The sequence below is a fragment of the Proteus sp. TJ1640 genome (assembly GCF_003144445.1).
GTDB lineage: Bacteria > Pseudomonadota > Gammaproteobacteria > Enterobacterales > Enterobacteriaceae > Proteus > Proteus penneri.
In genome coordinates, this window is the sequence record NZ_PENY01000006.1 from 66,476 (window position 1) to 87,298 (window position 20,823).

A 20,823-nucleotide genomic window follows, 5' to 3' on the forward strand; every position below is an offset into this window, starting at 1 on the left:
TATTGAATATGAAAATGAAGAATATTACAGGTGGTATACTTGCGGGTGGTCAAGCAACACGAATGGGTGGCGCTGATAAAGGACTTCAAATTCTACATGGACAGCCTTTATACCGCCATATAGCCCAAAAACTAGCACCTCAAGTTGATAACATACTGATTAGTGCTAACCGCAATTTAGAACAATATCGCCAAAGCCAATATCCTGTTATTACAGATGAAATAGAAGGATTTTCAGGGCCTTTAGCTGGCATGCTCACATTATTAAAGCAAGCCCCAACACCTTGGGTTGCCTTTGTGCCTTGCGATGTTCCCTATTTCCCTCTTAATTTAGTTGAAAAACTCTATGAACAAAGAGGCGAAGCATTAGCCGTTTATGTTGATGATGGTGAAAGAGAACATCCTACCTTAGCACTACTAAATCGTCGTATTATTCCTATGCTAGAAGCTTATTTAGCACAAGGCGATCGAAAATTAATGTTGTTTATGAAGCAAATAAATGCACATCCTGTTTTATTCGCGGATCAAGCAAGTGCTTTTATTAATTTAAATACCCCTGACGATATTGAAAAAGCCAATAAATTAAAAAATAGGAATGAAAAATATGGCGCAAGTTGATCTACCCCTTTTAGGGATCACGGCATGGAGTGGAACCGGTAAAACAACATTACTAAAACAACTTATTCCACAATTACGCAAAAGAGAAATTCGTGTAGGCATGATCAAGCACACTCATCATGATATGGATGTGGATAAGCCTGGCAAAGACAGCTACGAGCTTAGAAAAGCAGGTGCAGATCAGACATTAGTCGCAAGCCAACAACGTTGGGCATTAATGACAGAAACCCCAGAACTACCAGAATTAGATTTGTATTACCTCGCATCTCGTTTTGATACAAGTAAACTAGATTTAATCTTAGTCGAAGGATTTAAAGGCGAAACCATTCCTAAAATTGCACTTTATCGCCACATCAACGAGCGTGATTTTAATGATTTACTCGATGAGCATGTTATTGCCATCGCCAGTGATTGTGATTGTGATTGTGATTGTGATTTAAGTGTGGATTTTCCACTACTAGATATCAACGCACCCGAAGCTATTGCAGAATTTATTACAGATTGGCTTAAAAACAATAAATGATCGTTGTGGGCTATTTTTATAGCCCACATAAATGACAGTCTCCTAAAGACTATTCTAATAATTCTAAATCAAATTCGTCATTGATTGTTTTAATAATAGTCACCACAGTTTCTGCAAAGCTGTCTTCGCCAAAATCTCTCAACATTAGCCAAATATTATCATCAGCATTCCAATTCTGTGGAATATTGAGGCTTTCTTCTGAATATGCATACCAAGGATAATTTTCAGCATTTAGTTGACACTCAACATAATAGTCAGGAAATATTCGTTCAATTTCACTTTGAATTTCAGTGTAGTTCTTTAATTTATTTCTTTTTGGTGCTTCATTTTTTCTTTCAAAGCCCCAATAAAAATCTCTTAAATTTGAACTCTCAAATTTAAACACCAAATAATAAAGGCTATCATCGTTAAAATCGACATAAAATCCAGACTCTTTCTTCCCTTTTCTAAAGTCTTCTTCATCAAAATAAAAATCTATAGAGAGCTCATCTGTTTTATTTATAATATGAGTTATAAACTCATTCATTATTGACAACTTAATATTTCCTATGCTTTTAGAAATTAAAAGAGCAGAGCTAATTGCATCATTATCTTCTAATATTCTTTCTACTATTTCGTCTTGCAATTCCATATTTAACTCGTAATTAATTTCTGAATTAATAAATTTTATAATAGATTCAATAAACATTTTTACCTGAATTGACTCTATTTTATAGGAACATTCTTCTAACCATTTAATAATTTCATAATAAGTAACATGGTGAATATTATCTTTTATCTCTTTATCTGTATCTTTAGATAAAGAATACTCGCTATATTCGGAATTACTTAAATAAAATAAGATCCATTTTTTTCGACTTCTTCCTGCTCTTTTTTTCAACCAGCAGCCATAATCATATAACTGATTTTCTTCATCTTCAGCCCATGGTTTATTCTCAATACCTATCAATAAATCAGATGTTTCAACAAAAATATCTAAACGGCGATAACTATCGTCTCGTTCAACTGCCTGTTCAAGGCAGACTGATTTTACAGACTGATATTTATTATTTTTAATAAAATGTTTATAGAAATTTTGAGTAAATAATTTACCCTGAGCATGCGTTTCTATTGGATTAAGTAGAAATGCTAAGCATTTTGAAATTGTGTTTTCATTTATCTTGAATAGAGATAAAGGTGAAAAATCTGGACTTAGCTTTTTATAGTAGCGCTTTTTCGCTTTGTCATAAGATTTTCTTTCTGTCGTAATACGTTGGATTACTTTGTGAACAATAGCTGGGGAAATATTCATGTTTTTTCTAGTAATAAAAATAAGATAATTTAGTTTATGTCTAATATTGATTTCTAATTTAAACAATATCACCAATAAAATATAGCTAATGGATGGATTAATAAATATAGGTTCCAATGAAGATCAGAACCTATCCATTAAAGTAATTATTTTTATTTCAAAATAATCGCTTGATAAGGCTGAAGGATAAGGTCGCCGTGCGCATTTTTCACTATTGGGCTGTTATGCAAATAGATATCCTTAGCTTTAATGGTTAGTGCCTTTTCTTCACCACTAAAATTACAATAAATATTGATTGAATTACCTTCATAAGTACGCTTAAAAGCAATCACATTTTCTGGTGAATCCAATGGCAAAAATTCACCATAAATCAAAATATCACTGATCTCTGAATGCCGTCTTAATGCAATCAATTGCTGGTAATAAGCGAAAAGAGAGTGATTATCTTGCGTTTCTTTCTGTGCATTAATATCGACATAGTTAGGATTAACTTTTAACCATGGTTTACCTGTACTAAAACCACTATTTACTTCGCTATTCCATTGGAAAGGTGTTCTTGAATTATCACGGCTACGGTCATTAAAGTATTCAATGATTTGCTTATCGCTGTAACCTAATTTCTTACCCCACTCATGTAATTTAAACACATGTAAATCATCATGTTCTTCTAATGTCATCGGGCAATTTGTCATGCCAATCTCTTGCCCTTGATAAATAAAAGGCGTGCCCCGTTGCGTTAATAAAAATGTTGCTAACATTTTGGCACTAATGGGATTAATAGCACCTTTAGGGAGAAATTTATTTAATGAACGAGGTTGGTCGTGATTTTCTAAATAAGGCGCTCCCCACCCTACTCTTTGAGTATCTAATTGGCTTTTGATAAATACAGGTTTTAATCTTTCACCTGTAATTGGGTTAATTGTAAATGGCTTTTCATTGCGGATATCTAAATCGGCAATGCTAAAATCAAATACCATAGAGAAATAACCATCCTCGCCGACATAAGCACGTAAATCTTTTTCTGGCACATCAATTTCTGCAACGGTCATACTGTTCGCAGGCTTAAAAGTTTTCTCGGCTAATTCAGTTAAGAATTTATCAATACCTGGTTGATTTAAAACCCAAGGCACTAAAGATGCAGTACCATCATCTTTATCAGGTTCAAATTGATATTCAGATAAGGCTTCAGGGGATTTTTTTAAATTACCAATCGCATCAATGCGAAATCCTGCAACCCCTTTTTTGATCCAGACATTTATCATGTCGATAATATCTTTACGTAATTGTGGGTTTTCCCAATTTAAGTCCGGTTGTTCCGGACCAAATGAATTAAAGTACCAACGATTAGTTTTTCCAACACGACTCCAAACAGAGCAATCAAAATAAGTGCGTAAATTATTAGGAGGAGTCGGCTTATCCCATTGTTTAAAAATATAATAATCATTATATGGGCTATTAGGATCTTCAATTGCCGATTTAAACCATGGGTGCTCATCAGAAGTGTGATTTAATACTAAATCTAATAAAATTTTAATATCACGTTTTTTAGCTTCGCTAATCAGTTTATCTAATGCATTATTATCACCGAAGATAGGATCGACAACAGAATAATCAGCAATATCATAACCATTGTCTTTCATTGGCGATTTAAAAATGGGGCATAGCCAAATAACATTTGTACCGAGTGACTGAATATAATCTAATTTCTCTGTGATCCCTGCTAAATCCCCAACACCATCCCCATTACTATCATAATAACTCTTGGGATAAATTTGATAGACCACTGCTTCTTTCCACCAAGTTTTAGACATATTCACCTCACCAAGGTAATTAGTATATATGGAACAGTTCCATAGTTAATATAAGATACTATAAGCACTAAAAAGGAGGGTAAGGTAATTAACATACTAAAATGTGAAATAGCTCATACTAAAAAAACACAATTACCTCAATAAAAATGGGTTTGTAATAATCATATTAAGATATATTAGGACATCAACGAATTGAAAGGAGCAACAGCATATTCAATGGCCGGGATCCGTGATGTCGCAAAAAAAGCAAATGTCGCAGCAAGTACTGTTTCCAGAGCATTAAATAACAGTGGTTATGTATCTCAAGCTGCACGAGAAAAAATTAAAAAAGCGGTAGAGGAATTAGATTATATTCCTGATACTTGGCTAAGAAATTTATATCAACAAAAAAGTGCAGTTGTTGGTGTCATTATTAATAGCCTTGAATACCCTTATTTTGCGACAGTAACCCGTTTTATTGAAAATAAACTCGCTGAAAATGGCTATAGCATGATGTTATGTGCAACCCAAAATAGCAAAGTACGTGAGCGTATATTTTTTGATATGCTTAAACGTGGTCAGATCGACGGTATTATTGCAGAATATCTGTTATTGGATGATAGTGAATATCAGCATATTCAAAGACCTGTAGTCACACTAGATCGCCATCTTCGTGATATTCCATTAGTTTGTTCTGATCACCACACGGGGGGTCGATTAGCAGCAGAACACCTTATTCAAAAAGGTTGCAAGAAAATCCTCTATATTGAAGATAACTCAAGTTATTTATCATCAACCCCTTCATATCAAAGCTGTTTAGCCTTTAAAGAAACGCTTATTCAGGCAGGTATTAATCCCATTCCTTGCAAAATAAATTGGAAAGAAGAAGAGAAAGACTATTTTCACTCTTTCGCAACAAAAATACTTTCTTTGCATACAGATATCGATGCTATTTTTGCTGCTGATATTCCTGCCATGGCATTGTTTAATGAAGCCACAAGGCGAAATATTACCATTCCAGAGCAACTAAAAATTGTTGCTTACGATGGTAGCCCTTGGTTAAATCAAACACTGCGCCAGTTAACCTGTATTGAACAACCCTTTGAAAAACTGGCTGAAAAAAGCGTAGAAGTGATTAGTACATTAATTGAGAATAAAGAAATAACAGATAACGTTTCTGTTATTCCAGTGAAGTTTATTCAAGGTGAAAGTAGTTAGAAACCCTGTAAAAATACTTAATTTACCCCTTATAGTTTAAAGGCTATAAATGAAATAAAAAACGCCAAAGAAAGTTACCCTTCTCTAGCGTTTTAGTGGATTGTGTTTTACGTCAAAATTGAGTAAAAGCTATCGCTCTTATTTTGCAGGACGAACCGCAATTACTTCAATTTCTACACGCCATGCTGGATTCGCCAGTTTAGCGATTTGGAAAGTTGAGCGTGCTGGCAGTTGGTCAGTTTTCGAAGCATCAAAGTACTTAGAATAACCATCCATAAAGCCTTTAAAGTCCATCTCACCTTTAGTTTCTTCACCACCAACTAGGAAGACTTGCATTTTAACAACGTCTTTCATGTCTAGGCCAAGTTCATTTAAGTGAGTTTTAATTTGTTCTAATACACTGATAGTTTGTTCTTCAGTGTTACCATAAGACGCTAATACGCCTTCTGGTGCATCTGCTGATTTCTTAGCAGGTACTTTACCGCTTAAGAATACAAGGTTGTTACCTGCACTCACTTCAACAGATTCTGAAATAGGCATACCGTTTAATTTATGGTGCACAACACCCTCCGCATTCGCGCTTGCTACACCAAAGATAAAAGGCAGGGCAACAAGTAAACTTTTATAACGCATGAAAACTCCTTAACATGTTTAATTTACAGTAAAACAAGGGGTTATTTACTTCTTAAAGCGATCCATACTAAATGGTGTTGGATCAATAACTGGTTTTTTGCCCGTTACGATATCAGCAGTAACTTCACCTGCTGCTGGGCCTTCGGTCATACCCCATACCGTCGCCGTATTAATGACAAGACCAGGGTATTCTTTAACCTCAGAGATAATTGGTAATTCATCAAATGTTGGGCTAACAACAGCACCCCAACGCTCCACAACTTGTGATTTTTCAAATACTGGGAATTCAGCTTTCATTCTTTGGAATACCGCATCTAAGTGCTCAGTATTTTGTGTTGCTGTTGCAATACGATATTGTTCAAACGGTGTTTTTTCATCTAATTTCCAAGATGTTGGCATCTTGAATGAATTAAACAAGTCTTCACCGATAGAGAATTCTAATGGCAGCTCACCACCACCTAATAGGTGCATGAACTTAGGCCCTAATAAAAAGCTATCTTTTACAATAGAACTGGTGAAAATACGCGGTGCGACAGCATAAGTACCGTCAGCTTGTTCACGGAAGTGAATACCATTCGGTAAATGCACGTTACCACGAGGTGCGCCAGGAACACCTGATACACGTTGTTGTGATAAGTAAACATTCAGCGTTGGAATATCAATGCCCATGTTACCCATAAATAAACGTGACCAAATACCACCAGCAAGAACAACGTGAGATGTTCTAATTGCGCCTTTTTCTGTTACAACATCAGAAATTTTACCACCAGCAGTTTCAATGCCTCTTACCGCGCAGTTAGTATAGATTTTTACGCCAATTTGTTTAGCGTAGCGTGCTAATGCAGGTGTTCCTGTTTCGGGATCAACAGAACCTGAGTCTTCTTCAAAAGCAGCAACTGTCCATGGTGTTTGAGCACCAACAAGACGGTTTGATAACTCTTCACCTTTAATAATGCGAGTATTTAATGGTGTATCAAATCCCGCAGTTTCTTTTGCTGTTTTGATCCACGCTTGAGCTTTATCAAATGCTTTTTCATCAGCAAGCGCTTCTACACGACCTTGTGTACGATAACTAGTATCAGCACCAATTTTCTCGTTCATTCCGCGCCATAAGATTTTCCCGTAATGGTGCAATGGGAAAATTTCTGATGATGTTTGATAACTAATAATTTGGCTGTATGCACGGCCAGATTGTTCACCGCCAATCTCGCCCTTTTCTAAAATAGTGACACTCATGCCACGTTCTGCAAGGTTGATAGCAGTCATGATACCTTGAATACCACCACCAATAATCACTGCATCAGACTCTTTAGGCAGCGCACCCTCTGTACCTTCGACAAATGATGCTCTAGATTTAGCTTCAACGAATTTGCCATCACGGCGCACCATTGGAACTAATGCAGCACCACCGGCCAAAACACCCGCAGCACCAACACCTAAAAGCAGCTTTCTCCTTGAAATTTTCATCTTCTACCTCAGTAATGGATTTACCATTTATATTTATAATGTCATTCATTTATTGCCTTAAAATTGAATAATACCATAGTTTATTATATTGTTAATAATTATAATTATTTGTTAACCATTTCTTAGAATAACAATATCCATAGATACAATATGGTTACTTCAATCGTTTTTTTTCATAGAAATTCATCACTCAATGAAATAACAATGAGAACTTTATCTTTATTACATATTGATAAATAATGAGATAATAAGAATGAAATAAGTTTTAAATAGAAAAAGTAATTGTTTAAATAATTAACATTTTGATACAAATAACAAGGAGGGTCTGTAAAAAATTATTTACAAAACAAGCAAAATCGATAGCACAATTGCATAAATAAAAAGATGCTCCTAATCCTGTAATAACCTTATTTTTACAAAATAAGTAAATTCACTTAATAACTGGTTTATTGGTCAGTAAGTAGACGAATATGCTTTTGGGAAGATGCATAGAAAGAGGAGGTTTGAGTTCGAAATAAAGCTAGGTTAAGTCAAAATTTTCAATAAAAAAGCCAGAGCGTTAAACTCTAGCTTTTGCATATTAATATCAAAGTAAGCCGTATTACGTGCTTATCTCATCGTAACAAATTCTTCTGCCGCTGTAGGGTGGATTGCAACAGTATCATCAAAGTCTTTTTTCGTTGCTCCCATTTTCAGAGCCACAGCAAAACCTTGTAGCATTTCATCCATACCAAACCCAATACCATGAATACCAACAATTTTTTCATCGGCACCAACACAAACTAACTTCATACGGCATGGTTGACGATGACGAGTCACAGCACTATACATTGCGGTGAAAGACGATTTATACACTTTAACTTGATCTGCACCATATTGCTCAATCGCTTGAGGCTCTGTTAAACCAACAGTACCAATAGCAGGATGGCTAAATACAACGGTTGGAATATTTGAATAGTCTAAATGTTCGTTAGGTTTGTTGTTAAATAAACGCTCGGATAACCGACGCCCTGCGGCAACAGCAACTGGCGTTAATTCAACCGCACCCGTATTATCGCCAACCGCATAAATCCCTTTTACATTGGTATTTTGGAATTTATCGACTTTGATATAACCTTTTTCATTTAACTCAACACCCGTTACTGCCAGATTCAAATTATCTGTTGCAGGTTCACGACCAATCGCCCAGATTAAGGTATCAACAATCTGTTCTGTACCATTTTCCAGTTGTAGCGTTAAACTTCCATCTGCATTTTTAATCACAGCTTTAGGAATGGCATGTGTGTGTAACTTAGGCCCTTCGGTTTCCATCACTTCTAACAGTGTTTCAACAATTAATGGGTCAAAATTACGCAGTGGCGCATGTTTACGCACAAATAAATGAGTTTCACTACCTAAAGCATTTAACACACCAGCAAGTTCAACAGCGATATAACCAGCACCAACAACAGCAACGCGTTTTGGTAAAGCTTTTAATTCAAAGAAACCATCAGAATTAATACCATATTCAGCACCTGGAATATTAGGCTGAACAGGACGACCACCTGTTGCAATTAGAATATTATCCGCTGTGATCTTTTCACCATTGACTTCAATAGTATTGGCATCAACAAAACGAGCAAAACCTTGGATAACATCAACTTTGTTATTACCTAAGACACGGTCATAAGATTGATGAATTCGGTCAATATAAGCAGAACGGCTACTGATGAGTGTATCCCAATCAAAACGGTTCACCGTAGTGTCAAAACCATAATCAGGGCCATATTGATGAATAGCTTCAGCAATTTGCGCCGCATGCCACATCACTTTTTTAGGTACACAGCCCACGTTAACACAAGTGCCACCTAATGCTTTCGCTTCAATTAATGCACATTTTTGTCCATACATTGCTGCTCTATTAATTGACGCGATACCGCCACTACCGCCACCGATGGCGATGTAATCGTAATGTTTGCTCGTCATTTATCTGATCCATTTATCTGTAGAAAAATAGGTAACTCACAGTCTAAGCCTTTCATATCATGATATCTATTATGACAAAATTTAAAACATAGCTCGTCAGATTTTAGCTTTTACAGTAATAGACAAAAACAATAATAAAGATGCTTATTCTGGTACAACCCACTCAACTAATGTATGTCCAATACCCTCAGGAACTAAGGTTTTATGTAACCAAGGAAGTATTGATTTCATTTGTGATTCTAATTTCCAAGGTGGATTAATCACAATCATGCCAGATGCCGTCATCCCGAGTTGATCACTATCGGGTTTCACTGCTAATTCAATTTGTAAAATTTTACGGATCCCTGTTGCTTCAAGCTCTTTTAACATGCGTTTAATTTGCTGACGATGAACAACGGGATACCAAATCGCATAAGTTCCCGTCGCAAATCGCTTGTGACCTTCAACAATACCTTTAACAACGGCAGAATAGTCTTGTTTAAGTTCATAAGGTGGATCAATTAATGCGAATCCACGCCGACTTGGCGGAGGTAACTTAGATTTTAATTGGCCAAAACCATCTTCACGAGAAACTCTAGCTCGCTCATCACGAGAAAATTCTGTGCGTAATAAAGGAAAATCTGTTGGATGTAATTCTGTTAGCATTAAAGAATCTTGTTCTCTTAGTAATTTACCCGCTAACAGAGGTGATCCCGGATAATAACGCAGTTCCCCATTTGCGTTTAATTCTCCAACCGCTTCAAGGTAAGGCAAAATAAGCTCTGGCACTTCTTCTTGCTGCCATAAACGCGCAATCCCTTCTAAATATTCACCGGTGCGAGTCGCATGAGCATTGGTTAATTGATAACGTCCAGCGCCAGCATGAGTATCAAGATAAAGGAAAGGTTTCTCTTTCTCTTTTAAAGACTCAATGATGAGTGTTTGAACAATATGTTTTAAAACATCGGCGTGGTTGCCAGCATGGAAACTATGGCGATAGCTCAGCATTCTTTATCTTCCGTTAGAAATAAGTATAGCTTAGTAATTAATTTACTCTGAAATAGTGATTGAACTCAGTGTATCAGAAAAAGCCGAACTTCTTCATTGAAAGCGAAAGAAACGTTGTGTCTTAGTACCCAACCGTTATGATAAGTCCATATTTCACTTAAGTTTAAATAGGATATTAAAATGAAAAAAGTACTCTTTACCGCAATTGCATTAACACTCTCCATTAGCAGTGCGTATGCCAACAGCTCAATAAATGGCTGCGAGATTAAAAAACAAAATATCCAAAAACAGATGGAATATGCGAAAGCACACGGTAATCAATACCGTATCCAAGGCTTAGAGCGAGCATTACAAAATGTTGAGCGCTATTGCACACCAGAAAGAGTGGTTGAAAACACGCGCCTTGAATTACGTGAAAAACAACTTGATATCAAAGAGCGCGAGCTCGAATTAAAAGAAGCACAACTTAAGGGTGATGCAGATAAAATTGCTAAACAAGAAAGAAAGCTAGCTGAAGAAAAAGCAGAATTAAAAGCTATTGAAGAAGAATTAAATCTACTGACAAAGTAGTTATCATCAGTAATTAATGCCTACTCATTATTTGACTGTGAAACACAGAATAAAACAATAAGTGAGTAGCCATTCTCTTATTAAACCAAACTTAATATCAGAATTGCTGTATTGGTTTTTTATCTTTTATTAAGTACAAGATTACCGACACCTTTTGGCAGAGCATCATCTACACTTAAGCCAGAACAAACAAATAGATCGCTTAAAATAGTGGCTAATGATAAGAAGCATAAGGTGTGTAATAGAAATTAAGCTATGCTATTTTTGAGTAGAAATTATAGTAATGCCACTAATTTATTAAAAATGGACTGATCTAATTAAAGAGGATATATGTCAGAAGAGCAACAACCCAAAACAGAGAACGAAAAAACTCAACTGACTCAGCCACTCAAGAAAGGGCTGGAAAAAGGATTACATGGTGGAAAAAAAGCCATCGGTATTGGAATAAAAATTAGTCATTTCATTACCAATATTCCTTTTATTGCACATCTTATTCGTGCCGCAGAGCGCTTTACTGACAGAATGGGAAATCAGTTTGGTGCCGCTATCACTTATTTCTCATTTTTATCATTAATCCCTGTATTAATGCTTTCCTTTGCCTGTGCCGGTTTTGTTTTAGCCTCAAATCCCGATTTGCTCGCTAAATTAATCACAGGTGTCGCAAATAGCATTGACGATCCAACACTTGCATCTACGGTCCAACAAAGTATTGATACCGCTGTTCGCCAGCGTACAACCGTTGGTTTAACCGGTTTAGCGATTGCTCTTTATTCTGGTGTTAATTGGGTGGGTAATTTACGCCAAGCTATTTTGGCGCAATCACGCCCCGTATGGGAAAGAAACAAAGAAGAGCAAGAGAAAATCTATTTCCGCTATTTTCGTGACTTTTTAGCGCTAATTGGCTTACTTTTTGCGTTAATTTTCACTATTACACTCACATCTGTAGCGGGTTCGGCCCAAAGAATGATTGTTCATATATTGGGATTAGACGGTATTGAATGGCTAACGCCAGTATGGACAACAATAGGTTTAACTATTTCCATTACTGCAAACTATTTACTATTTTTATGGATATTGTGGATCTTACCTCGCCATCAACCCAAACGAATTTCACTTATGAAAGGCACGCTTATCGCTGCCATTGGTTTTGAAATTTTAAAATCCGTTATGACATGGATGCTACCAAGAATAGCAAGCTCACCTTCAGGTGCTGCATTTGGTTCAGTGATAGGTTTGATGGCTTTCTTCTACTTTTTTGCCCGATTAACACTCTTTTGTGCCGCTTGGATCGCCACTGATGGCCCAAATATGCGCAAAGAACAGTTGGTTGAAACGCAATCAACATCTTAACTTTATGATAAAACTATATGGTTAATTCCCTACATTAACCGCCTATAAATAACGTAATAAGGAAAAACAATGCCATACGTTAATATTAAAATTACACGCGAAGGTGCAACCGCTGAGCAAAAAGAGCAACTCATTGCGGGAGCAACACAACTTTTGGTTGATGTATTAGGCAAAAATCCAGCAACTACCGTTGTAGTAATTGATGAAGTTGAAACAGATAACTGGGGAATAGGCGGTAAAACAGTAACAGAATTACGAGCAGCAACAAAAAGTAAATAAAAAATTTCTGCAATATAAATAAAGGGTGTCAAGTACACCCTTTTTGCTGATTTATTTTCCTGACAGATAAGGAAGTAACTATGGTTAAATCAATGACTGATGCTTTTCATGCTTTACCTTCAGCAAGCGCTATCTATATTACAGGTGCAGGCATTCAATACCCTTTTGGTATGGCTCACGGATTTGCTGACGAAAGTACCCAGAAAAAATTAACTGTAGATACCCCATTTCGCATCGCTAGTAATACGAAAACCTTTCTCGCCGCTGCTTTTTTACGTTTATGGGAGCAGGATGCTTTATCCCTTGATGATGATATAACTAAATATTTAAGTGCGAATTATCAACAGACATTATTAGAGCTAGGCTATGATCTTAAAACCATTACACTACGCCATTTATTAAGCCATAGCAGTGGATTACTCGACCATGCAAATGAAGCTTACTTTGAAGAAGTGATTAAAGATCCCTCTCATAAATGGACACGAGAAGAGCAAATAGCACGCTATGCTCAACAAGGCTTTCCCATTATTCCAGCCGGAAAACGCTTCATTTATTCAGATACTGGATACATTTTATTAGGTGACATCCTTTCTAAGTTTATGAGAAAAAATATGGCCACAGCCGTTCGTGAATTATTGCATTTTCAAGACTTAGATTTACCACAAACGTGGTGGGAGGGTTTAGAACAACAACCTAAGCATCCTAAAGTACGAGCTAGACAATTTGCAGGTGAGCATGAAGGTACTCATATTGATGCATCAATGGATGCTTTTGGCGGTGGCGGGCTTGTGATGACAACCCTTGAGTTAGCTAAATTTACAGCTGATCTCTTCGAAGATAGAGTTTACTTGCATCCATCAACCTTAAAAGAGATGAAATGGCAAGGTTCACATACAGGTGCGACAAATTATCGTTTAGGTCTAATGGCCGAAGAAACTGACCTAGGCACACTTTACTATCACCTTGGTTATTGGGGCTCGGCAGCTTACTACTTACCTGAAAAAAAGATTGCTATTGCAGGTTTTATAACTCAAAGAAATAACCGTGAAGATTTGATTACCATTATTAAAGAAGCATTTAAACGCCTTTAATATCAAAAAACAAAAAGCCAAAAATGTATCAATAACACTTTTAGCTTTTTGTTTATTTTATAGCAGATATTTTTTTCAATATCTGTCTATTTCTGTTCTATTACTATTTCGCTGTTGTTACCACTGACGTTGTTACAGCAGGTGCAGGTGTATTTGCCGTTTCTGGATGAACTTGCTTTTCAAATTGAATACGTAATTCACCTAAATTTACGGTTGGCGTTTCACCACTTTGTGTTAATACAAAAGTAATATCTTCAGATAGAATTCTTGAAAGTTCCTGATTTAATGTCTCTTTTGTTAAACCCGCTAAAAATGCTTGGCGTAAACGTTGATATTGTTCAGGTGGAATATCAATAATATTGCTTTGTTGAGATAACAGACGCTGATTAATTAAAATCGCTGTGCTGGTTTTTGCATAACGTGCAAACAACTGAGTTAACTGCAGCTGTTTCTCTTGTTGCAGCTCTTGGTATAACTCATCGCTGATGCCTTGATTACGCAAGCGACCCAATTCTTCTCCCACCCATGATGCTAATGCAGGAATATGCGCTGTGACAGTATCAAGATTTAAAGAACAACTTGCACGTTTATATTGTACTCGGCAATCAATGTTAATCTGAGTGCTGTCGTTTTCCTTACGTTGTTCAAGGCTACGACCTAAATGCACAAAAATCACTTCACGAGCTAAATCACTTAACCAATATTTGTTTAACGTGTCAGAGTCTTTTACTGGCGACCAGTCTAAATCCCAAATTAAAGCAATTTGGTCTTTTACACGCATAGGCTCTTGCACATATAACGTTTCAGGTTTCATATCGGCAAGGACAGGTACTGGAACGGGTGTTACACGCTTTCCTGATAGCGATGAAAAGGCTTGATTAATACTTTCAGTCAATAATCGATTATCAACATTACCTGCAACATAAAGCGTCATCATATCCGGGGTATACCAACGCTGCTGATAATCTGACAACTCTTTAGTATTTACAGATTGATTAACAGGTTTTCCCGGATTGCGGCCTTTTAAATTAGAGCCTTCAAGACGTGAACGCCAGATAGGATCTTCAATGTTAAGAGGAAACGTTGCAATCGGAAGTGGCGATTGAACTGCGTTACGAACCGCATCTTCAGTATATTGTGCGGGTTTAGCAATACCTGCTAACAATGCAAAAGCATCCTTTAACAGCTCAGGCTGGTTGTTCGGTAAACTTAAATTATAAACAGTAAAATCATATGAAACGATCATTGGAGGCAACGGATAGTCAGGATCTAACGCATTTTTCCATAAATTATCACGTTTTTCTGGTGTTAAACCTGTATTTTCCAAAACGTTGAGTTTGGACACTAAGGATGAAAAACCCGTTTCACTGCTTTTTTCTGACAAAGATCCCGTATTAACTAATAAACGGATCTGTATTCTATCATTTGGGCGTTGCGGTGTTTGTAAGATTTGCCACTGAAAGCCATTTGCTAGTCGCCCTTCTTGCCAAGCAGGATCAGGCTGTAAAGCCTCCGCTTGAACTTGGCAAACAACAGCGCCAAACATAACGCTTCCCAATAAAATTCGTGTCATTACACCCTGCATGTGAACCTCTATTGTATTAATCCTTGGTATTAAACCACTTATGAGGTTTAACAATAAGTGCCAAAAGACATGTTAGATGTTGGATATCTATTTTTTGTATTATCATTCTTTATCACCACAGAAACATGAAATAAAATCACTATAGTGATTAGACTCATTATGGCGTAAGAAGGTTCAGACCTTCGGCAATTTTTGATCAGATTTTTGATGATTATATCCTTTAACCAGCAAACCAATCTCATCATCACAATGTGATTTTGGACAAGATAACGCTGAAACTTGGCTATCTTTATTGAGAGTGACGGCAATTTGGCGTAACGGTTTTACAACAATACGATTAATACACCAACTAATAGCAACCGTTAGAATAAGCCCCATCAACAGATATGTTGTTAGCATTAATGCAACAGTATTACTGGTAAAACGATAAAAACGATTTGTGTCAGCCTGTAAAATGAGATGACCACCATAGGACTTATCATCTGTTGAAGTAATACCTAAAGGCTGTAAAGGAATAACAGCTTCAACGGGAATACCAAAAAGCCAACTTGAGAATTCAGAGACTTCTTTCTTAGGTGCAAAATCTAAATTCATCACTTGCACATTTTCAGGTTGCATAACAATCGCTTTACCCAAAATACCCGTCGCTTTTAGTGCAACTATTTGTTGTTTAGCATCGTTCAAATCTGATCGTAACAATGCATCAGCGAGTGGTTGCTGAATACTGACACCGGCATTAAAAAGCTGATTTTGATAATCTTCGCGGCGTTGATCAATCAAATAAACAAGTTGAATACTGATAAAAATAGCAATAGTCACCAACGTAACGCCCGCAACAGCGGCCATCTGTTTTATTGTTAATGAATGTTTAAGATGAGGTTTCATCGTTGCTATTTCCGGTAACCATGCTTGAACAAAGGGGATTATACTGTATTTTTTCGATTATGTATCACTCTCAATAAAGAAAATAACATTATAAAAAGCGCTTATCCATTAAAATGGAAGTAGATAAATATATAATAATTATTATTTGAGTATAGTTATAAGATAAAAATAGTAAAATAAAAATAAAACCTTACTCTCTTCTTATTATTTACAACTAATCTACTTTATTTTAATAAAAAGATACAATTCACTAAAAAACACCAAAGTATATAAAATTAAACGCTGCAAACCCCTTATTTTAAAGTTAAAACGCAATACTAAGCGTAATGTACTTCTTAATAAAAAGCATTATTTCCCTTTAATATCATTGAGATTTACATTTTAAAAGCTCACATAAATATAATATTTTATATTTATAAAATTATTATTAGATTATTTAGTTAAAATTTATTAAACATTATTAATGAAAAAAATAAGAACAATATAAATAAGTATATTGTTCTTATTTAATGAGATAAATTTATTTTATTTAAACTATCACGCTATCTTGCTCCACCGCAAAACAAGCAATAAGTTGGCCATTATAATCTTTTAAAGTTGGTTGTAATTGACTGCATGGCCCAAATGCACGACGGCAACGTGCTGCAAAAGCACAACCTGGTGGTGGATTTAACGGGCTTGGTAATTCTCCTGTTAATTTAATACGCTCTCGTCTTAATTCAGGCGTCAATCTTGGGGTTGCTGATAATAATGCCTGCGTATAAGGATGTTGTGGATTTTCAAAAATTTGAGCTTTTGTTCCTTTTTCAACACAACGTCCTAAATACATTACAATAACTTCATCTGCAATATGCTCAACAACCGACAGATCATGAGAAATAAAAACATAAGAAAGTCCCATATCTTGTTGCAGATCCATCATCAAATTCAGTACTTGAGCACGAACTGATACATCCAGCGCAGAAACAGGCTCATCCGCTACCACAATGTCTGGATCAAGCATCAAACCACGAGCAATAGCAATACGCTGACGTTGACCACCAGAAAACATATGTGGGTATCGACTATAATGCTCTGTCTTTAATCCCACTTTAGCCATCATTGATAATACTTTCTCTTTACGTTCAGAGGCATTCAATGTTGTATTGATCAATAAAGGCTCTTCTAAAATTTGCCCTACTTTTTTACGCGGGTTTAATGATCCATAAGGATTTTGAAATACAATTTGGATCTTTTGGCGACGCAATTTCTCTGCTGATTTATCTTTGATCAACAGATTTTGTCCACGGTAAGAAAGCTCTCCTGAAGTAGGAATTTCAATCATGGTTAATAATCGACCTAATGTCGATTTTCCACAACCTGATTCACCAACAACCGCCAATGTTTTACCGCGCTCTAATTCAAAAGAGACACCATCAAGCGCTTTCACTGTTCTCTCTTTTGAAAACAGCCCGCCTTTTACGCTGTAATACTTGGCTAAATTGACCGCCTTTAATAAGGGAGTAGTGACATTTGGATTAACTTCAACCATGAGTAGGTCTCCCTGTATTATCTAACGGTGTATGGCATTTCACGCGATGTGTTCCCAATTCTCTTAAAGCAGGTTCAGTTTTATAGCATTCATCATGAGCATAAGGACAACGTGGATTGAGTAAACAACCTGTTGGTCGATCATAGCGTCCCGGTACAACGCCCGATAACGATGCTAATCGCGCTTTATTACTCGCGAACTCCGGAAGTGCTCTTAATAATGCTTGTGTATAAGGATGGCGAGGCGCTTTAAAAATTTCTGATGCTTTTCCGGATTCCACCACTTGCCCCGCATACATCACAATAATGGTGTCGGCAGCTTCTGCCACTAATGCTAGATCATGGGTGATCAACACTAACGCCATATTTTCTTGTTTTTGTAAATCAAGCAAAAGCTCTATAATTTGAGCCTGAATAGTCACATCCAGTGCCGTAGTCGGTTCATCAGCTATCAATAATTTAGGGCGACAAGCGATTGCCATTGCGATCATAACACGCTGACTCATTCCCCCCGAAAGCTGGTGTGGATAGATATCTAAGCGAGAAGCTGGATCGGGAATACCCACCAGCGTTAAGAGGTCGATAGCACGCTGCTTACGCGTTTTACGACTTCCTCCCTGATGTACTTTTAACGCCTCCATAATTTGATAGCCAACCGTAAAGCAAGGATTCAAGCTTGTCATCGGATCTTGGAAAATCATCGCAACATCAGCACCAACTAAATTGCGTCGCTCTGATTCAGAAATTTTCATAAGATCTCTACCATCAAAATAGAGCTCTTGTGCACTCACTCGCCCTGGGAAATCGATAAGCCCCATAATCGCTAATGAGCTGACTGATTTACCTGAACCTGATTCCCCTACAATACCGACCACTTGCCCTTCTTCAACTTGATAGCTAATTCGGTCTACCGCTTTAAACGGAGTATCTTCATCACCAAAGTGAACAGATAGTTGATTAATATTTAGTAATGCCATGTTCTTACTCCGTTACTGCTTTAATTTCGGATCAAGCGCATCCCGTAAACCATCACCCATTAAGTTAAAGGCTAATACGGTAAACAAAATCGCCAAACCAGGAAACGTCACAACCCACCATGCACTTTGTGTAAACTGCAACACATCAGATAACATGGTTCCCCATTCAGGTGTTGGTGGTTGCGCACCCATGCCTAAAAAGCCCAATGCCGCCATATCTAAGATTGCATTAGAAAAACCGAGAGAGGCTTGAACAATTAAAGGTGCAAGGCAGTTAGGTAAGATATTGATAAACATTTGACGCAGTGAACCTGCACCAGCAACGCGAGACGCAATAACATAGTCACGGTTTACTTCAATCAAAACAGCAGCTCGTGTTAATCGGACATAATGCGGTAAGGCGACAAAAGTTAATGCAATAGACGCATTAACAATAGAAGGCCCAAAAATGGCTACCAACACTAATGCTAATAATAAACTGGGTAATGCCAGCATAATATCGACCACTCGCATAATGCCGATATCCACAAGTCCACCGAAATAACCCGCCGCCAGTCCTAGAATAATTCCTAAAATAAGTGATAGTACGACAACGATACAGCCAACTAATAACGAAAGGCGAGCACCAAACATTAAGCGAGAAAGAATATCCCTGCCAACATCATCAGTACCTAGAATAAATTGCCAACTTCCCCCTTCTTGCCAAACAGGAGGCGCTAATAAGAAATCACGAAATTGCTCATTCGGTGCATGAGGTGCAAGAAAGCCTGCAAATAGCGCAATCAGCAACATAATCACGATATAAATTAATCCAACAACTGCGCCCTTATTTTGTTTAAAATAGTGCCAAAATTCTTGGAAGGGTGTCATGGGAGCCGGTGCATTGATGACCGGTGTAACTTTATTTTCAGTCATTATGCATTCCTTATTTTTTATGGCGAATACGTGGATTCACAATGCCATAAAGAACATCAACCAACAGATTGACAAAAATAATCATCGTTGCAATTAACAGCACACCACCTTGAACTACGGGGTAATCTCGTCGTTGTAAGGCATCAATTAACCAGCGTCCTAATCCCGGCCATGAGAAGATGGTTTCTGTTAAGATTGCGCCAGCCAGCATTGTCCCAACTTGTAATCCAATTACAGTGACAACAGGTAACATCGCATTGCGTAGTGCGTGGATAAGAATAACACGAGCACGACTTAAGCCTTTTGCTCTAGCAGTACGAATATAATCTTCACCTAATACTTCAAGCATTGAAGAACGTGTCATACGCACTATCACAGCTAAAGGAATGGTTCCTAATACAATGGCAGGTAAAATAATGTGATGGATAGCATCAATAAAATCCCCTTCTTCACCCCAAATAAAGGTATCAATTAGCATAAATCCGGTAAGAGGATTACTGTCATCTAAAAAGACACTATCAGCGAGGCGGCCAGAAACAGGGGTTAAGTCTAATTTTACAGACACTAACATGATTAACATGATCCCCCACCAGAAGATGGGCATAGAATAACCGGCTAATGACACACTAATCGCAGTATGATCAAAGATAGAGCCACGTTTCACCGCAGCTAAAACACCTACGGGAATACCGACTGAAACCGCGAAGATCATGGCACAAACGCCAAGTTCTAAAGTGGCTTTAAAACGTGGTAAAAATTCATCCCAGACGGGAATACGGCTTTTTAACGAAATCCCCAAATCACCATGAAAAATACCATTTAGGTAATTGAGGTATTGTTGCCATAACGGCTTATCCAAGCCTAATTCTGCCATTAAATAAGCATGTCGTTCTGGAGAAAGTCCACGCTCACCCGCCATAATCATGACCGGATCACCGGGAATAAGATGAACGAAAATAAATGTCAGTAATGTAATTCCGATAAACGTAGGGATCACAAGTCCCAAACGTTGAAGGATAAATTGCAGCATATCCTAATTCTCTTTTCAAACATCAGCTAAAAGATAGCGCTGATAAATCAGAGGAAAGTCCTCTGCGCTCACAGTGTACTGAATGTATTCGTTATTATTGAATAGCGGTGTCTTTCATCA

The 20,823-nt window shown here is 37.1% G+C and carries 19 protein-coding genes; 7 read left to right on the plus strand and 12 right to left on the minus strand.

Annotation, left to right across the window (positions count from 1 at the left end; genetic code table 11):
- Positions 1 to 8 precede the first annotated feature (8 nt).
- A complete protein-coding gene (mobA, locus tag DK861_RS01885) occupies positions 9 to 617 on the plus strand; it encodes a molybdenum cofactor guanylyltransferase MobA (RefSeq protein WP_072064801.1) in 609 nt (202 codons plus the stop codon).
- A complete protein-coding gene (gene mobB, locus DK861_RS01890; protein ID WP_109399090.1) occupies positions 604 to 1,140 on the plus strand; it encodes a molybdopterin-guanine dinucleotide biosynthesis protein MobB in 537 nt (178 codons plus the stop codon). The genes mobA and mobB overlap by 14 nt, the downstream gene beginning before the upstream one ends.
- A 49-nt stretch (positions 1,141 to 1,189) precedes the next feature.
- Here the strand turns inward: mobB and DK861_RS01895 are convergent, their stop codons facing one another.
- Entirely contained in the window at positions 1,190 to 2,431 is a 1,242-nt protein-coding gene (locus tag DK861_RS01895) for a PD-(D/E)XK nuclease family protein (RefSeq protein WP_109399091.1), read from the minus strand.
- A 152-nt stretch (positions 2,432 to 2,583) separates the two neighbouring features.
- Positions 2,584 to 4,242 (minus strand): alpha-glucosidase, encoded by a 1,659-nt coding sequence (locus tag DK861_RS01900; protein ID WP_109399092.1) that lies wholly within the window; start codon positions 4,240 to 4,242, stop codon positions 2,584 to 2,586.
- A 192-nt stretch (positions 4,243 to 4,434) separates the two neighbouring features.
- Here DK861_RS01900 and DK861_RS01905 point away from each other — a divergent pair, with 192 nt between their 5' ends.
- Complete coding sequence (locus DK861_RS01905; RefSeq protein WP_139053358.1) at positions 4,435 to 5,439, plus strand: LacI family DNA-binding transcriptional regulator; 1,005 nt, start codon at positions 4,435 to 4,437, stop codon at positions 5,437 to 5,439.
- 138 nt (positions 5,440 to 5,577) lie between these two features.
- Here DK861_RS01905 and DK861_RS01910 read toward each other — a convergent pair whose 3' ends face one another.
- The 4 genes from DK861_RS01910 to DK861_RS01925 all read right to left on the minus strand — a co-directional run bounded on the left by DK861_RS01910 (position 5,578) and on the right by DK861_RS01925 (position 10,491).
- Positions 5,578 to 6,072: a RidA family protein gene (locus DK861_RS01910; protein ID WP_006534642.1), complete on the minus strand. Its 495-nt coding sequence runs from the start codon at positions 6,070 to 6,072 to the stop codon at positions 5,578 to 5,580.
- A gap of 45 nt (positions 6,073 to 6,117) precedes the next feature.
- Positions 6,118 to 7,539, minus strand: a complete 1,422-nt coding sequence (locus DK861_RS01915) for an FAD-dependent oxidoreductase (protein ID WP_109399093.1) — start codon at positions 7,537 to 7,539, stop codon at positions 6,118 to 6,120.
- A gap of 609 nt (positions 7,540 to 8,148) precedes the next feature.
- Positions 8,149 to 9,504, minus strand: a complete 1,356-nt coding sequence (gene gorA / locus DK861_RS01920) for a glutathione-disulfide reductase (protein ID WP_072064809.1) — start codon at positions 9,502 to 9,504, stop codon at positions 8,149 to 8,151.
- Between the two features lie 144 nt (positions 9,505 to 9,648).
- The gene (locus tag DK861_RS01925) at positions 9,649 to 10,491 is read right to left on the minus strand and encodes a 23S rRNA (adenine(2030)-N(6))-methyltransferase RlmJ (protein ID WP_006534636.1); all 843 of its coding nucleotides are present in this window, start codon (positions 10,489 to 10,491) and stop codon (positions 9,649 to 9,651) included.
- Between the two features lie 180 nt (positions 10,492 to 10,671).
- Here DK861_RS01925 and DK861_RS01930 point away from each other — a divergent pair, with 180 nt between their 5' ends.
- The 4 genes from DK861_RS01930 to DK861_RS01945 all read left to right on the plus strand — a co-directional run bounded on the left by DK861_RS01930 (position 10,672) and on the right by DK861_RS01945 (position 13,781).
- Positions 10,672 to 11,061, plus strand: coding sequence for a DUF1090 domain-containing protein (locus tag DK861_RS01930; RefSeq protein ID WP_109399094.1), 390 nt, complete (start codon positions 10,672 to 10,674; stop codon positions 11,059 to 11,061).
- 330 nt (positions 11,062 to 11,391) lie between these two features.
- Complete coding sequence (gene yhjD, locus DK861_RS01935; RefSeq protein ID WP_109399095.1) at positions 11,392 to 12,411, plus strand: inner membrane protein YhjD; 1,020 nt, start codon at positions 11,392 to 11,394, stop codon at positions 12,409 to 12,411.
- A gap of 69 nt (positions 12,412 to 12,480) precedes the next feature.
- The gene (locus DK861_RS01940) at positions 12,481 to 12,690 is read left to right on the plus strand and encodes a 4-oxalocrotonate tautomerase family protein (RefSeq protein WP_006534633.1); all 210 of its coding nucleotides are present in this window, start codon (positions 12,481 to 12,483) and stop codon (positions 12,688 to 12,690) included.
- Positions 12,691 to 12,770: 80 nt separating this feature from the next.
- Complete coding sequence (locus DK861_RS01945; RefSeq protein WP_109399096.1) at positions 12,771 to 13,781, plus strand: serine hydrolase domain-containing protein; 1,011 nt, start codon at positions 12,771 to 12,773, stop codon at positions 13,779 to 13,781.
- 103 nt (positions 13,782 to 13,884) lie between these two features.
- On the opposite strand, the gene DK861_RS01950 is transcribed toward DK861_RS01945, so the two are convergent.
- The 6 genes from DK861_RS01950 to dppB all read right to left on the minus strand — a co-directional run bounded on the left by DK861_RS01950 (position 13,885) and on the right by dppB (position 20,703).
- Positions 13,885 to 15,366 carry an insulinase family protein gene (locus DK861_RS01950; RefSeq protein ID WP_109399097.1) on the minus strand — a complete coding sequence of 494 codons (1,482 nt, stop codon included), beginning with the start codon at positions 15,364 to 15,366 and terminating at the stop codon, positions 13,885 to 13,887.
- Positions 15,367 to 15,540: 174 nt separating this feature from the next.
- Positions 15,541 to 16,251, minus strand: a complete 711-nt coding sequence (locus DK861_RS01955; protein ID WP_109399098.1) for a HAMP domain-containing protein — start codon at positions 16,249 to 16,251, stop codon at positions 15,541 to 15,543.
- Positions 16,252 to 16,780: 529 nt separating this feature from the next.
- Positions 16,781 to 17,782: a dipeptide ABC transporter ATP-binding subunit DppF gene (dppF, locus tag DK861_RS01960; RefSeq protein ID WP_072064816.1), complete on the minus strand. Its 1,002-nt coding sequence runs from the start codon at positions 17,780 to 17,782 to the stop codon at positions 16,781 to 16,783.
- A complete protein-coding gene (gene dppD, locus DK861_RS01965; RefSeq protein WP_072064818.1) occupies positions 17,775 to 18,758 on the minus strand; it encodes a dipeptide ABC transporter ATP-binding protein in 984 nt (327 codons plus the stop codon). The genes dppF and dppD overlap by 8 nt, the downstream gene beginning before the upstream one ends.
- 12 nt (positions 18,759 to 18,770) lie before the next feature.
- Positions 18,771 to 19,673, minus strand: coding sequence for a dipeptide ABC transporter permease DppC (gene dppC, locus DK861_RS01970; protein ID WP_072064820.1), 903 nt, complete (start codon positions 19,671 to 19,673; stop codon positions 18,771 to 18,773).
- 10 nt (positions 19,674 to 19,683) lie between these two features.
- On the minus strand, positions 19,684 to 20,703 hold the full coding sequence (gene dppB / locus DK861_RS01975) for a dipeptide ABC transporter permease DppB (protein ID WP_072064823.1): 1,020 nt from the start codon (positions 20,701 to 20,703) through the stop codon (positions 19,684 to 19,686).
- Positions 20,704 to 20,823 lie beyond the last annotated feature (120 nt).

Excerpts from the sequence above, each read along its gene's own strand:
- DK861_RS01900 (WP_109399092.1), bottom strand. The coding sequence starts at position 4,242 with ATGTCTAAAACTTGGTGGAAAGAAGCAGTGGTCTATCAAATTTATCCC.
- DK861_RS01940 (WP_006534633.1), top strand. The coding sequence starts at position 12,481 with ATGCCATACGTTAATATTAAAATTACACGCGAAGGTGCAACCGCTGAG.
- DK861_RS01950 (WP_109399097.1), bottom strand. The coding sequence starts at position 15,366 with ATGCAGGGTGTAATGACACGAATTTTATTGGGAAGCGTTATGTTTGGC.
- DK861_RS01895 (WP_109399091.1), bottom strand. The coding sequence starts at position 2,431 with ATGAATATTTCCCCAGCTATTGTTCACAAAGTAATCCAACGTATTACG.
- dppB (WP_072064823.1), bottom strand. The coding sequence starts at position 20,703 with ATGCTGCAATTTATCCTTCAACGTTTGGGACTTGTGATCCCTACGTTT.
- DK861_RS01910 (WP_006534642.1), bottom strand. The coding sequence starts at position 6,072 with ATGCGTTATAAAAGTTTACTTGTTGCCCTGCCTTTTATCTTTGGTGTA.
- yhjD (WP_109399095.1), top strand. The coding sequence starts at position 11,392 with ATGTCAGAAGAGCAACAACCCAAAACAGAGAACGAAAAAACTCAACTG.
- DK861_RS01930 (WP_109399094.1), top strand. The coding sequence starts at position 10,672 with ATGAAAAAAGTACTCTTTACCGCAATTGCATTAACACTCTCCATTAGC.
- dppD (WP_072064818.1), bottom strand. The coding sequence starts at position 18,758 with ATGGCATTACTAAATATTAATCAACTATCTGTTCACTTTGGTGATGAA.
- DK861_RS01945 (WP_109399096.1), top strand. The coding sequence starts at position 12,771 with ATGGTTAAATCAATGACTGATGCTTTTCATGCTTTACCTTCAGCAAGC.
- gorA (WP_072064809.1), bottom strand. The coding sequence starts at position 9,504 with ATGACGAGCAAACATTACGATTACATCGCCATCGGTGGCGGTAGTGGC.
- dppC (WP_072064820.1), bottom strand. The coding sequence starts at position 19,673 with ATGACTGAAAATAAAGTTACACCGGTCATCAATGCACCGGCTCCCATG.
- DK861_RS01925 (WP_006534636.1), bottom strand. The coding sequence starts at position 10,491 with ATGCTGAGCTATCGCCATAGTTTCCATGCTGGCAACCACGCCGATGTT.
- dppF (WP_072064816.1), bottom strand. The coding sequence starts at position 17,782 with ATGGTTGAAGTTAATCCAAATGTCACTACTCCCTTATTAAAGGCGGTC.
- mobB (WP_109399090.1), top strand. The coding sequence starts at position 604 with ATGGCGCAAGTTGATCTACCCCTTTTAGGGATCACGGCATGGAGTGGA.
- DK861_RS01955 (WP_109399098.1), bottom strand. The coding sequence starts at position 16,251 with ATGAAACCTCATCTTAAACATTCATTAACAATAAAACAGATGGCCGCT.
- DK861_RS01915 (WP_109399093.1), bottom strand. The coding sequence starts at position 7,539 with ATGAAAATTTCAAGGAGAAAGCTGCTTTTAGGTGTTGGTGCTGCGGGT.
- mobA (WP_072064801.1), top strand. The coding sequence starts at position 9 with ATGAAAATGAAGAATATTACAGGTGGTATACTTGCGGGTGGTCAAGCA.